The following is a 13,528-nucleotide window of genomic DNA, read 5'->3' on the forward strand; positions in this document are numbered from 1 at the left end:
TACTATTTTTCTATAAATGATAAAAAAATGAATAAAAGGATCGAAACCAAAAAAAGATTCAAACCGAAAAGAATTATATTATTTCGATAATAAAATGAAATATTATAATTTAGTATATAATAACTATTAAATATGATAGGATTATCAGAACAATTCCATCTCGCAAGATAATTTCAATTCTTTTTCTACAATATTCTCTTTTTAATATATAAATAATCTTTCAAGAAATGAGGTTATCATTATGTCATCTAATTTAAAAGATGATAAAGCCGGCATGCTTTATGCTTCTTTCGCTTTTATTTCCTGGGGAATACTGCCTATATATTGGCAGTATATGGAACAAGTTCCTTCCCTTCAGATACTAGCACACCGCTTTGTCTGGTCATTTGTCTTTGTTGCCATTGTTATCACCATAAGAAAACAGTGGCATTTGTTAAAAGAAATCCTATCTAATAAAAAAACAATATTACTTGTGTTAGCTGGATCTATTTTTATGAGTGCCAACTGGTTTATTTATATCTATTCTGTTACCAACGATCATGTCATTGAAGCTAGCTTGGGATATTATATTAACCCTTTGATCAGTATCGCTTTTGGGATGTTAATTTTAAAAGAAAGGTTAAATAAATGGCAGACTGCCTCCTTATGTCTTGCATTGATAAGTGTGATTATTCTAACCATTAATTATGGACAAATTCCTTGGATTTCGATTTCTTTAGCTCTTACATTCGCTTTATACGGACTATTCAAAAAATTAGTACAAGCAGATGCTATCCTCTCCCTTGCATTGGAAACCATCTTCCTCACCCCATTTGCAATGGCTTATTTATTTTTTGTGGAAAGCAATGGGACAGGCTCGCTCAACCATGTTTCCACTTCTGTCATCATTCTTCTCATTCTTTCAGGAATACTCACTGCGGTTCCCTTGCTCTGGTTTGGTATTGGTCAAAAACGAGTCTCCATGTTTACGATGGGTTTTTTACAGTATATTGCGCCGACAATTAACCTAATTTTAGGTATTTTCTTTTTTCATGAAACTTTTACCTCAATTGAATTTATCAGCTTTAGCTTCATATGGTCAGCTCTCATTGTCTTTACTTTCTCTCACATCAATGAAATGAAGATTCCTTCGATAAAAGAAGAAGAACTCGTCAAAAAACCCAGCTAGAAGCTGGGCTTTGTTCTTAAAACAATACAATTTCTCCATCTTGCGGGATATGAAATCTATCAAACATATCAGTTTCTACTAAATAATCACTCAGCGCTTTACTCGTCAGTAGACAGTGATTCCATGTATCAAGATGAACCACCACAATGTTGCTTTCTGGAGATGATGCATGCAATTGTCGTAAATCTTCTTTATCCATCGTAATCGCGCCACCAGTAAGAAATTGAGCTGCACCTGAAAACGCAACGATAACTTCTGGACGATATACTTCTACCGCTCGTTCTACTTCTTCACACCAAACCGTGTCACCTGTAATATATAAGCAGTCTTCCTCTTCCGCTTGAAGGATAAATCCAGAAACAGCTCCCATCTGTTTGCCGATTTGTCCTCTGCCATGCTGACCACCCGTGCGGATAATACTTAAACCATCCCAATTTACTTGATCTTCTACTACTTGGACATCTGTAAAAGACAGCTCGATTAATTTTTGCTCATCTGCTGGCTGACAATAGATACGCAAATTTTTTGATAAACGTTGTACAGCAGCCTCATCCAAGTGATCTCGATGGGAGTGAGTGAGCAAAATTGCATCAGGATGCAAAAAGGATTCGATTTTCAAAGATAAATCTACTAGTGGATTTCGTTGTTCATTTGGTGTGTTAGGAGCAGCAGGGAGTTCACCTTGCTTACTAAACATTGGGTCTACCAGTAATTTCTTCCCAGCATATTCAATCCATAATGTCGCATGGCGAATCAATTGAATATTCATCTAACTCTCTCCTTTCGATTTGTATTATCTATTTTCAAATGAATTTATAATGTGGGTGGCTGGCACATCTGCACCAGCCAATTAAGGGATACTATTTTTGTTTTCTGATCCCTATATACAGCAAAAACAGGACAAGAGAGCCCACTGGGTACCAAACTAGAAGCCCCAGAGCATTTTCATACCCCTGTTCCACAGATGCTTTCCCATATTGCCATTTGGCGAAAGCTGGCATAAGGTCAAAGCAAATGATCGAAAAGGTGGAAAAAGCTGCACCGATCGTCTGAGGATTCATTTGACGCTGAAGAACATCAAAGAACAAGATGATGGTGATCCCAAATCCAAACCCAATCTCCAAAATTCCCATACAGGAAATAATGCCCTCTGTCCTCCACAGCAACACGCTCCCAAGCCAGATGACACAAATTCCAAGGACAATGCTCGCTTGAAGGCGTCTAGCAAACCATCCTGCTAGTGCTCGTCCAAACAGAATGGCAAGTGTGATCCCACCTGTAACCGTACCCAGCGCCAAGCCTTTCACTTCCGCAATCGGCTGGCTATAAGAGTTGAGTGCAGTAAAAACAGCTGATACTCCGCCTGCTGAAAATCCAAACGGAATTGCTGCTAGGACAAAAAAGCTCCAGCCCTTTTCTTGTTTCTCTTGGGCTGCGATAAATGCGGGATTCTTCGACATGAATCGAGTCATCCAAATATAAATAAGCGAGGTGAGAATCGCCACTATCCCAAAAACAATGGGAGACGAGTAATCTTGCATCAGATACAGGCCACTAGTGCCAAAGAGGAACATGCTGATGGTTCCCGCAACAGAGTAATACCCCATTCCTTTGGCATATTGCTGTTGTGGTACATCTGATTTACCTGGTGGTGGACTGTTCAAAACTCGTGTCACCATGATATCACTCAAGGATAGCGTTACTCCTTGAACCAATCCTTGGACCCAACGAAGCGTGATGACGACAGCAGCTTGTCCGACAAATCCATACAGAAATGTCGTGATAACAAGCAGTACCATACAAATATGCAGGGCATACAAGTTATTCACTCTGCTGAGCAACCAAGCCCCCAGCGCTCGTCCAAACATTATGCCGACCAGAAACAGGGCGCTGATCTGCCCCATTTCTTTTTCCCAGCCGTGTTGATCGGAGAGAAGCGGAACGGACATATTCCCCAAGTACATCATGCCACAGGACAGAAGGTTTACCCCTATGAAAGGGTAAAAAGCTGCGGGGAACATTCTGAGGTATCGAGAAAACATGGATTTCCCTTCGGTTGTTTCTACGGACTTTATTATTATATCGTTTTTGGACGCTGCATGTATTCTCGCAATACTTCTCGCGAATGAATATCTGCCTGCCTGACAATCTCAGGCAATCTGCTTATCTTTCCTACTTGTTCCATGCTGAGTCGTATCGCATCCTCTAAGGTTAAATAATTACCGGTTGACACATAAACAGGTTTCACCCCTGTTTGTGTTCGAACTATCGCACCTATTACCTCCTCTTGATCCTCGATGAACTCATATGCTCCTTGTTTCAAATCGAGTGGTTTATGGTCTCCCAATAAATATGTTTTCGCTATCCCAATCGTCGGTTTTTGCAGAAAAAAAGATGCATGAGAAGCAATTCCCATTCTTCTCGGATGCAGCATTCCATTTCCATCAAAAAACACGACATCGGGTTCCATCGTAAGCTTCTCCCAAGCTTTTAAAATAAGTGGCAATTCACGAAATGCAAGCATTCCCGGCACATATGGTTCTATCACTTCTTCTACATGCCAAACTAACTCTACTATTTCAAAAGTAATATGATCCATCGCTACAATAACTGCTGCTGCTAGATTGTCTTTATAGGCAAGATCAATCCCGCATACAATTTTGGGGGTATGAGAGTAAGGGGTAATAACCATTTGTTTTCTTAGATCTCTTTGTATCCATTCTTTTTTCTCTTCCTCTACAGGGAAGGTATGTACTGGATAATACTGCATAGTCACCTCCAAAAATAATACTTTATTTTAATTGTTAACACTGTTTCTATTTTAATCTATACTAGAAAGGAACGAAAATGGATACCTTCCGCTTCTTATTGGAGACAAACAAATGCAGGACGTGACATTCGACATCCTCGCGATACTGATCCTGTGGCACTGTGCCTTCGTCGGACATAGCGTAGGAGACTACGTTCTGCAAACGGACAAGATGGATCAACATAAGGGTACACTCGATCAGGAAACCAAAGAAAAGAAATGGAATTGTCGCGAAGCCTTCCTTCTGCTGTTCGACTACCGAAAGAGTTACGGGGACAAGAGGAAAGACTATCTGAAAAGCCTGTGGTATAACTTCCTCCATGTGTCGTCCTATTCGCTGAGCATCGGTGTATTGTTCGTAGCATCCAGTTACATGCTGAACTACGCGATGATTCGTAAACATGGAGTCGAGTTCAACCCCGTAGAGCTGATCGGGTGGACAAATTTCCTCCTTTGGCTGATCGTAAACGCTGTTCTCCACGGCTTCATCGATCGGCGCTGGCCCGTGAAAGCCAAGATGATGCGCATGGGACAAAAATCCTATTTCGAAGATGGAGGAGGAGCCCCCTTTGTGGATCAAGCGCTTCACAAGTTCTGCCTCCATCTGACTACTTACGCACTTCCATTAGCACAAATGCTGCTGAAGTAGTCAAAAACGCCCCTCAGATAACTCTGGGGGGCGGATGCTTTATCGGACTGAAAAAGTGATCCAAACATTTCTTTCGTCTTTACTTACTTTTTTTAATGTAATCGCAAGGTTATGTTTTGGCAATATTTTTCCACCAGCTGGATTAAAGGAACTACTATAATCATTTTTGTCGGAGAAATAAGGAATTCCGGAGACACTGTCATATTTCATTTCCACTTTTGGATACTGAATATCCATCGGGCTTGTTGGTTTAAAATGAAATGCAGCATCGTTGATTTGATAACGGGTTGATCCTACTTTTCCATCACTCCAAAAATGTCCGGCTTGATGGCTGTCCACTACACCTAAAAATCCCTCTCCCGGATGCAGTCCTGTCTGATTATCTTCTCCGTAACTAGCGTCATAGTACCAAACGAGCATACCAGAATCGTAGCTCAGCATGCTATTATTACGGCGAATATGAGCAAGACCTTGATCGAGTCCATGATGGGTACGCCATTCGATTAAGTAGTAATTTGGATAGGCGATCGGAGAACCATCGAAAATTTGAAACCCTTTTTGTGTAAAGAGCGGTTTTCCTTCCACATCATCCATAAACATTTGCTTATCATCTGCGGCAACTTGGATATTATCCACATAAAAGCCTTCTTGAGCTGCCCCAACATCTGTCACATACCGAAATTCCAAACGAATTTGATGTCCAACAAAGGAAGATAAATCAAGCTGTTTCTTTACCCATTTTCCACCTGTTTTGCCAGTATAGGAAGCAATTTGTTTTGGTTCCTTTGCTCCATCTACATATGCATCCACATATAAAAAATCATATCCAGACTCGATGTCATACCATGTATCAAAATTCAAAGCAGCTGATTTTTTATTGGTTAAATCGATTGTTGGGGAAATCAATCTTGTATCCAGCATATTTCCTGTCGTAGAATAGTAGGATTTCTTACCTAAGGGACGAAGCGGCGGAGAAACGATCTTATCCGGCAAATCCACTTTGATCATTTTCCCATTTTTCACAGGTGCCACTGCTTCCTGCAAACCAAGCGTTTTTGGTGTTTTTAGATCTTCTAATTTGATTATTTTGGGGATAGACCAATTTCCTCCGTACAAACTAGCAAAAAATAATTTATCCCACGGACTAAAGCCAGATGGTTCTGTTCCCGGTATCTCTCCAGTCCAACTGCCATAGGACATCAAAGACCATGCTTCTACTGGTGAACCAGTACCTGTTGACCCGGTATCATATTCATCAGGCAAGCCCAAATTATGCCCGTATTCATGAGCGAACACTCCAGTTGCTCCATCTTCTGGTTGGATGATGTAATCATATGCTTTTAGAGTCGTTCCTGGAATCTCCACTGGTTTAGGTCCGATGACGGATCGATGCGACCAGATCGCATTATCTCCGCCGCCTTCCTCTTCCCCAAGACCAGCATGCACAACAAATAGATTATCGAGCAATCCATCGGGTTCCATTACATTGCCATCATCGTCAAGATCATAAGGATCCCGCTGGTCATACAACTTTTCTTTCCCTTTGATTTTAGCCGCAACACTCTGCAACGTTTCTTTTATTAATTCTGTTGGATTACCATCATTTTGGTCATACTCATCCGTTTTATGATGAGCCCCATAGAAAGCAGCATCATGCTTGGCAACAGTCCAATCCGTCACATCTCCGGCTAACGACCACGAGCCGGCAGATTGTTGTTTATAGTATTGATTGGCAGTGATCAATCTTTTGCCATTATGCCTCAAAGCTGTTATCCCAAAAATGAGTTGACGATAGTGAGCAGGGTTAAAATCATTGGTCCAAAAGCTGCTCTTTGCTGTTGGTTTAATCTGATTGTGTTTCTGATCCGGAAACTCAATTAGGGCAACTACCGCATTATCATGATGAGTCAAAGCAGGCAGAGTTCTTTGCTCAGAAAGGTGATTCACTTTATCGATGGTTTTTTGCAGAAGCTTTTGTTGCTGGGAATATACTCGTTTGCCAAATATACTCGTGGTATCAATCCCATTTGTGAATGGAAAACGATTTTGCCTTTGTTGTAGTTCATTCTGGATGATTTTATCGATTTGTTCAGGGGTTGTAGTGGCGGTAATCTTCCCTATTTTTCGGAGGTAGGCGATATAGCCTTCTTGTTGTATGGAGCCATAATCTATGGAGAATTCTTCCTTATGTTTCGGTTCCTTGGCTTCTACTTTATATTTAAAATAGAATGAAAATAAGGTAAAACATAATAATATAAATAGTATGAAAATTAACTCTCTGCTATTTTTCAACATATAACCCACCTCATATACTGTCCATATCGAGATGATTATAGCATATATTTCCAAATTATATCGGATAGAAGTGTGACTGTTTTCATGATAAGCAGTTTGAGCTTGTTCTATCATATTTAAAATACTGGATCGTAAGTAAACTCAGTGCGGCGGTGACATCCTTTGTCACCGCCGCAAATATGGATCAGAGTTAGCAGAGCTTATTTTTGAGCTCTGTCAAGACCACATACAACTTCTGTGTTGCATTATTCCACTTTTCGTCATCCCAAACTTGCGTTTTATTCCATTTTTCGAGAACCTTCTGTTGTTGCTTCAGTACAGTCTTCCATGACTCTAGAAGCTCACCGCATTGCAAATCTGCCCAATACTTGGCTGCTTTTCCTGCATTTAACCCCGCTTCGTAGAGATCCAAGTCTACAGGAATCGTAAGGCCAGTATCTGCTCTTTTACTCTCTTCAAAGAGATGCCAAGCTTCTTGACGTGCTAGCTCGGCTTCTTCAGCAACATCTAGAGCCGTACGAATGATTCGCTTGAACCTGACAACATCTTGAAGCAGGGCACTCTTGGGATCTTGCAGAATGCTAGCCCTGTCAGCAAACTCAAGGGCTTGAGGGATAGCAATCCGAAGCTGCTCAAGGGCTTTCGTTACCTTATCTGTAGCACTCCAGGCTGCCTGATGCAGATCCATGGTAACCAAAATAGATGAGTTCTGCTTCTTCTCAATGCTTCGCCATGTTTCCCATGATGTCTGCACGACATCTTTCAAAGGAGCCAAACTAGCGTCAACCACTTCCAAACCTGATCGAGTTCGGTAAGTCTTAAGGATGGGAACACGCCAAGCGTGCAGATCCTTAGCAGCCTTCCAAACCAATCGCATCGCTTGAGCATCCTCATCTCGCATCGCTTGGTTGGCTCGCACTTGAAGCACTTCGATATTCTCCCCTAGATAATGAAGGAGATCCTGCAAAGATGTATTCTGCGCTACTTCTTGGAAAGAAACACGCTTAACATCGATGACTTCATACCCATGAGCAAACTGATGCAAGACCTTCCAAGCGTTCTCCATAGCCTCGAATACACGCCACATGATCCAAGGATCAACCTTACGAAGACGGCCTGCATTAGAGATTACAGCTGTATCAAAATCAGATCGATGGTGCCTGAGAAAGAGATAAGCATTACGGTTTAGTGCTCTTTCATAAACTTTGATTCTCTCTTCCACATTGTCACCAGCATCAGGGAAAATGATGACCCTATTTGGGCCGAGGGTCTTTTTGTATTGACGCTTCGTCTTTTTCCATGCCATGTCGGCGATTTCTGGAGTGACAGCCATTCTCCCTTCCTGCTGCTCCTTAGGAAGATTTTTATCTGTATCCAAGATAAAAACCTCGTAAGGGCCAAAGATTCTGCTCTTATTCTCTAGCATGAAATCCCATTGCAATGCTTCAGCATCTACACTTTTGCCAACACCAGGCAGACCGGACAGGCCAACCACAATGGCATCATATGCAGCACTGAGCTCAAAGAGCACTTTTGCACTGGCACCAGAAAGTTCAACTGGATGATTTTTCGTTTCCACCGTTTCTCTCTTTTCTCTCTGAAACTTTGGATAAATTTATTTTATATCAGTTTTATCTCTAATCCTATTTGTTTTTAAATGTTCCTAAATAATTTATTAATCAAATTCCTACCATATTAGTACCTAATTTAAAATAGCAGATTCTTAAAAAAATAGTATAATGAATATTGTAACCTAGTGCTTTTGGAGTAAAGATGAAGACAGAACAAACAGTGCCGCTCCAGCTCGCCATAGAACTTGCAGAAGCATTGGAAAATGAGATCCGTCACAGTTGCATTTCGGGAATGCGATGGAATCAGGATGAGAAAGCTAAAAAATTTCATGTGCCTGTTTCTCTTATGCGGATGGCTCTATTCGTACTTCAACAAAAGGGATTTGTTAACGAAGAACGATATGGGGAATGGGTCATCATCGCATCCAGAATGGGAAAGGACATGGACTATCATCCTAGTCTCCCTTCTTCTGTGAAACTGTCCAACTTTCTGAACAGAACATTCCTAGAACAAAGAGCAGAACTTTCAGTCTGGTGTTTTACGACAGAGTTCCTATTTCCGATATTGGCTCCGATCCTTACGGATATCCGAAATGGAAATCGCTACAGTCCTGAATCAATCACCATCCGGTTGATTATTCCAGACTATTCTGTTCCTCTTGGGGTACCGAGGTCACTAGATAACCCTGCTGATCCGCGTCCTCAAAATAGAATAAGGGGAATCGCCAAACGGTTTGCTATTCCGTTGGTTCGACAAATTCAGTCTTTGCAGACACCTGGGCGTGTCGCAAATGTCTGGATTAAGAAAAGCCCCACTTTGCCTCCAGGTCGATTTTATCTCAACGGTGAAGAATCCTTGTTTGGTTTCTACCACAAGAGACAGCACACCGTCACCTTCAATGGCAAAGAGATGAGAATTTTGGACGTGGTCAGTAAAGACGTACCTCTCATTTACTACCCAGCAGGGACGGAACAAATGAAACAAAACCAGACTACGTTCGATTCAGAATGGGATTCGATTGATCAAAAAATACTACTGGAGGAAATCTGACTTCAAAAAGCGATAGGGGCTGCGGAAACGTAGTAACGGGCTAGAGACATCGTGTCCCTAGCCCGCGTTCTTTTCAATCTACTTTTTTTGAAGTTCCTCTTTTCCTCCCCAAAAAGAATTTCAACCTTGACATAAAACAGAGAAAACAGTGCTGGACACATCGTATATGAATTTCTTGACATTCTCTTGGTAAGATTCATCAAATGGATACATATGGGCCAAAATATCAAAACTATAAGTAAACGTAGTGCGGCGGTGACATCATGTGTTGTCACCGCCGCTGGTGTAGAACCGGACTAGAGCCTCAATTCGAGTTCTTTCAAGACCCCGTACAAGTCAATTCTTGCCCTATTCCACACACTGTCGTTCCAGATCTGTTCGTCCATCCAAGTTTGGATGACTTTCAGCTGTCGGGTAAGAACTACATGCAAGGTGTCAAGGAAAGTGTCGCAGCCTAGATTTTCCCATTTTTGAGATGCTTTCCCAGCTTCCAAGCTTGCGCCAAAGATGTCCAAGTCTGTTGGAATCTCTCCACGACTGGTATTCTCCGGTTTCTTGCAATCCTCCAAATACCGGAGAGCATCTTGTTGAGCAACCTCTGCTCTTTGTGCTGCTTTCTTCGCTTCATAGATGATTTGCTTAACCGCAATGATTTCTTGAAGCAAAGAAGGCTTGGAATCATCGGTCAAACGACTCGCTCGCTCTGCAAATTCAAATGCCTTGGGAATAACTGCCCGAAGATCGTCAATCCTCTGAGATACCTCACCAATAGCTCCCCAAGCTACTTCAGAAATCGCCATGGCTGACAAAACAGATGGACTCTTTTCGAGATTTTTCCATGTATTCCAGGAATCCTCTTTCAATTGTTCGAGAGAGGCCCACCATCCCATTACGTCTTCCGAACCCTCTCGAGTTCGGTACGCCTGAAGAATTGGAGTCTTCCACGAAAGCAAGTCTCTGGCCATAGTCCATGCCCTGCGCGCTCTTTCAACGTCCTGATTCTCATTAGCATACTCGACGCAAGTATGAATGAGAGAGACGTTTTCTGCAAGGAAACTGGATAGTTGTGTCGCAGAGAACTTTCGAATAACTGCATCAAAATCTACACGCTTGACGTCGACAATCTCAAAGCTGTGACCCTTATCGTGCATATCTTTCCAAGTTGTCTCCAAGCTCAGATATACGCGATACATAATGTGGAAATCCACCTTACGCAGGCGATTTCCATTCCATTCAATAGCCGTTTCGGTAGACGCTCTGTGGTACCTGGAATGAATGTAGAAATTGTTCGCCTTGGCAAGCTCGTAGATCTCAGTTCTCTTCGTCAAATCGTCCCCAGCATCGGGCACGATGATCACTAGGTTTGAGGCATTGACGATGATTTTTCTATATTCAGCAATCGTCAATTCCCAAGCTCGATCTGCTCTTTCTCTCGTAACTTCGATTTCACCATTTTTTTCAGCCTCGGAGAGATAATTGTCCGTATCCAAAATCACAACATGGTTAGGACGAAAGATTTTGGTACTGTTCAGTTGTTCGAAATCCCATTGCGTATTGCGAGCAGCAACGCTTTTTCCGACACCAGGAAGACCAAACTCCGCAATTAGAATACCGTTGTATCCTGCGCTGAGTTCGTCGATTTCTTTTGCCCCGGCGTAGAAAAGTTCCTTCACACCTTTTGTGTTCACTTTTCTCTCTTTCTCTTTGAAACACAGGTCTACACTCATTTTATATTATTTTCTTTCTAAATCCCATGTTCATCCCTAAAAAATATTGAATTATCCCAGCTGACATAAATAGCTATATCGATAGAAAATCAGTATAATTATTATTGTCACCTACATCTTTAGGAGTGAAGATGGATTCAGAAGAAGTACACCTCAGAATTGCAGCAGCATTGGAAAAGGAAATTCGAACCGGCTCCATTTCAGACATGCACTGGTCTCAAAGTGCTTTGGCTGAGAGATGTGGGGTAGCTGGTAGTACCATGCGCAGAGCACTCCATGTTCTTCTGGAAAAGGGATTTGTGACCGAATTCAGTTATGGTCGCTGGATTATCTCAGCATCAAAAAAGGGATGGGATATGGACTATGAACCACATCTCTCCCCTGCTGAAAGACTTCACAATTTTCTAGAAAGAACCTTTCTCGAAGAAGAGGTAGAACTCTCTATTTGGAGTGTCACTACACAGTCGCTTTACGATGCCATTATCCCCATCATCACGGATATCCGTATGGGGAGGCGGCCACGTCCGAAGTCCATCACTGTCCGTCTGATGCTGCCGAACTTCAACTTGAGGCATGGACTGCCTTTCCTAGTCGACGATCCAACTGATCCTCGTCCTCAGGAAAGACTGCGAGGAATTTGCCAAAGTTTCGCAATTCCACTCGTTCAACAAATGGATTCGCTAGAGAAAGCTGGGGAACTACGGGTTAAAGTCTTGATCAAGACTTCACCCATAATGCCTACAGCAAGAATTTACCTGAACGATGAAGAGTCCCTGTCCGCACCATATGTGTATAGGAGGCATAACGTCGAATACAACGGAGAGGTAATGCATATCTGTGACCTGCTCAGTACAGATGTGCCTCTCATCTACTACTCAGCAAAAACAGAACAAGCTGAGCAGAACCGAAGGGCATTCGACAGCCACTGGAATGGGGTAGCTGAAGAAACTGCACTGTTGGATATCTAACTCCTAAATGAGGAGAATACTGCGGGAACGTAGTGAAACGGGCTAGAGGACATCGTCCCCTAGCCCGCGTGTTTTTTTGAAACCTTTCCATCCATTCGGTTATTGATTATAATAGATTTAAATCAGTGACTCACAGAATGGATTTACCTACTATGACCCGACAACTTGCACCCTCTCATCCCACACTTCACGACTTGCTGGAAGACAGTGGCGGAAAGATCATCATTGTTCTTGGCACCGGCGAGGAGCATGCATGGACAACTTACGCGGATAGCATGCTAAAGGTATCCCGTAAAGTCTCATGTGTAAAAATCGCAAGCCGAGAACAAGGCGATGACATTTCGATTGGACTGTTGCTGGACTTCGTAGAAAAGAAAACCACAGAAAAATACCGGGTCTTCCTGGTGTTCAGCAATAGTCCAACTCTTCCCGACCTGATGAAGGAATATGCCAAGGATTCCTATCTGCATCAAGTGAAGTTTCAACCGATGAGTCACACTGGAATGTTCCATCCAGATGAGGCTCCCATTTCAAAAGCAGATAGCTTCGAAATGTTCATCGTGGGAAGTTATAACCCTGAAGACGTGCGGGGATTCTGTTCATCGGCAAGTTTGAGGAGGCTTGAGGAGGCGACAGAGACTCTTCACCAAGCCCTCGGCGATCGCAATCAGTTGGTCCTCGCTTATCGAGATGTGAGAGACTTGATCTCCACAGAAGACTTTTCTCTGCATCCATGGCAAGATAGCACCATGTTCTCGACTATGCTTGATGCTTGGAACAAGCTGAATGAAACACAGAAAGCGGCTTGGAGAGCGTTTGGAGCGGAAAGAGAAGTCATTCTCCATTACTTGGAGCTTATTGAACGATGCCAAGAGGAGCTTCTCAAGCTGAACGAGGCAATCGATCGGACAAGTGAGGCAAAGAGCAACTATAACGCGCCGGATGCTGACAAAGATGGGACTCATGCAGAATGGGTGTATCGTTATAAGACAGCAATGGCATTGGTGAAGAAGGCGGGGGATTTTGCAAACGAAGCCTCTGCACGTCTGGAGCAAGAGGAAAGTCCATTGGGGATTCAAACAGTCTCCACGTCAGTCTCGAACAGCTGGACACAGTGCTTGTCGGATGTAACCTTCGATGTTACTCAACTAGCAAAGAAGCTGATCCAGAAAGTCAAGGCCTTGGCCAGCGATATTAAAGTACTCCTAGCAGAAGATCAACCGTCTGCTGGATAGCCTGAAACAGCTATTGTTACAGGCGACGGCAGTGGCAACTGAGTTGTCACTGCCG

The 13,528-nt window shown here is 42.6% G+C and carries 11 protein-coding genes; 5 read left to right on the forward strand and 6 right to left on the reverse strand.

The genetic code is table 11. The annotated features are described in order from the left end of the window. The first annotated feature begins 241 nt into the window (after window positions 1–241). Entirely contained in the window at window positions 242–1,168 is a 927-nt protein-coding gene (gene rarD / locus AC5WOF_RS06260) for an EamA family transporter RarD (protein ID WP_496049088.1), read from the forward strand. 16 nt (window positions 1,169–1,184) lie between these two features. Here the strand turns inward: rarD and AC5WOF_RS06265 are convergent, their stop codons facing one another. From AC5WOF_RS06265 to AC5WOF_RS06275, 3 genes are all read right to left on the reverse strand, one after another. Continuing rightward, entirely contained in the window at window positions 1,185–1,937 is a 753-nt protein-coding gene (locus AC5WOF_RS06265) for an MBL fold metallo-hydrolase (RefSeq protein ID WP_496049089.1), read from the reverse strand. 91 nt (window positions 1,938–2,028) lie between these two features. After that, a complete protein-coding gene (locus tag AC5WOF_RS06270; RefSeq protein ID WP_496049090.1) occupies window positions 2,029–3,210 on the reverse strand; it encodes an MFS transporter in 1,182 nt (393 codons plus the stop codon). A gap of 35 nt (window positions 3,211–3,245) precedes the next feature. Then, window positions 3,246–3,938 (reverse strand): endonuclease V, encoded by a 693-nt coding sequence (locus AC5WOF_RS06275; RefSeq protein ID WP_496049091.1) that lies wholly within the window; start codon window positions 3,936–3,938, stop codon window positions 3,246–3,248. Between the two features lie 112 nt (window positions 3,939–4,050). Here AC5WOF_RS06275 and AC5WOF_RS06280 point away from each other — a divergent pair, with 112 nt between their 5' ends. After that, on the forward strand, window positions 4,051–4,626 hold the full coding sequence (locus tag AC5WOF_RS06280; protein WP_496049092.1) for a hypothetical protein: 576 nt from the start codon (window positions 4,051–4,053) through the stop codon (window positions 4,624–4,626). 39 nt (window positions 4,627–4,665) lie between these two features. Here the strand turns inward: AC5WOF_RS06280 and AC5WOF_RS06285 are convergent, their stop codons facing one another. Together AC5WOF_RS06285 and AC5WOF_RS06290 are read right to left on the reverse strand one after the other, a co-directional pair. Then, window positions 4,666–6,921: an immune inhibitor A domain-containing protein gene (locus AC5WOF_RS06285; protein ID WP_496049093.1), complete on the reverse strand. Its 2,256-nt coding sequence runs from the start codon at window positions 6,919–6,921 to the stop codon at window positions 4,666–4,668. A 190-nt stretch (window positions 6,922–7,111) separates the two neighbouring features. Continuing rightward, window positions 7,112–8,500, reverse strand: coding sequence for a hypothetical protein (locus AC5WOF_RS06290; protein ID WP_496049094.1), 1,389 nt, complete (start codon window positions 8,498–8,500; stop codon window positions 7,112–7,114). Between the two features lie 194 nt (window positions 8,501–8,694). On the opposite strand from AC5WOF_RS06290, the gene AC5WOF_RS06295 reads away from it, so the two are divergent. After that, window positions 8,695–9,543, forward strand: coding sequence for a hypothetical protein (locus tag AC5WOF_RS06295; protein ID WP_496049095.1), 849 nt, complete (start codon window positions 8,695–8,697; stop codon window positions 9,541–9,543). A 296-nt stretch (window positions 9,544–9,839) separates the two neighbouring features. Here the strand turns inward: AC5WOF_RS06295 and AC5WOF_RS06300 are convergent, their stop codons facing one another. Continuing rightward, a complete protein-coding gene (locus AC5WOF_RS06300) occupies window positions 9,840–11,231 on the reverse strand; it encodes an ATP-binding protein (protein WP_496049096.1) in 1,392 nt (463 codons plus the stop codon). 170 nt (window positions 11,232–11,401) lie between these two features. On the opposite strand from AC5WOF_RS06300, the gene AC5WOF_RS06305 reads away from it, so the two are divergent. Together AC5WOF_RS06305 and AC5WOF_RS06310 are read left to right on the forward strand one after the other, a co-directional pair. Then, complete coding sequence (locus AC5WOF_RS06305; protein ID WP_496049097.1) at window positions 11,402–12,238, forward strand: helix-turn-helix domain-containing protein; 837 nt, start codon at window positions 11,402–11,404, stop codon at window positions 12,236–12,238. 488 nt (window positions 12,239–12,726) lie between these two features. Next, the gene (locus tag AC5WOF_RS06310) at window positions 12,727–13,473 is read left to right on the forward strand and encodes a hypothetical protein (RefSeq protein ID WP_496049098.1); all 747 of its coding nucleotides are present in this window, start codon (window positions 12,727–12,729) and stop codon (window positions 13,471–13,473) included. Window positions 13,474–13,528: the final 55 nt, after the last annotated feature.

The organism is Shimazuella sp. NTD250 (assembly GCF_059510375.1).

Bases quoted from the DNA above. Each gene is read 5' to 3' on its own strand.
- rarD (WP_496049088.1), top strand. From the start codon at position 242: ATGTCATCTAATTTAAAAGATGATAAAGCCGGCATGCTTTATGCTTCT.
- AC5WOF_RS06295 (WP_496049095.1), top strand. From the start codon at position 8,695: ATGAAGACAGAACAAACAGTGCCGCTCCAGCTCGCCATAGAACTTGCA.
- AC5WOF_RS06305 (WP_496049097.1), top strand. From the start codon at position 11,402: ATGGATTCAGAAGAAGTACACCTCAGAATTGCAGCAGCATTGGAAAAG.
- AC5WOF_RS06280 (WP_496049092.1), top strand. From the start codon at position 4,051: ATGCAGGACGTGACATTCGACATCCTCGCGATACTGATCCTGTGGCAC.
- AC5WOF_RS06275 (WP_496049091.1), bottom strand. From the start codon at position 3,938: ATGCAGTATTATCCAGTACATACCTTCCCTGTAGAGGAAGAGAAAAAA.
- AC5WOF_RS06270 (WP_496049090.1), bottom strand. From the start codon at position 3,210: ATGTTTTCTCGATACCTCAGAATGTTCCCCGCAGCTTTTTACCCTTTC.
- AC5WOF_RS06310 (WP_496049098.1), top strand. From the start codon at position 12,727: ATGAGTCACACTGGAATGTTCCATCCAGATGAGGCTCCCATTTCAAAA.
- AC5WOF_RS06265 (WP_496049089.1), bottom strand. From the start codon at position 1,937: ATGAATATTCAATTGATTCGCCATGCGACATTATGGATTGAATATGCT.
- AC5WOF_RS06285 (WP_496049093.1), bottom strand. From the start codon at position 6,921: ATGTTGAAAAATAGCAGAGAGTTAATTTTCATACTATTTATATTATTA.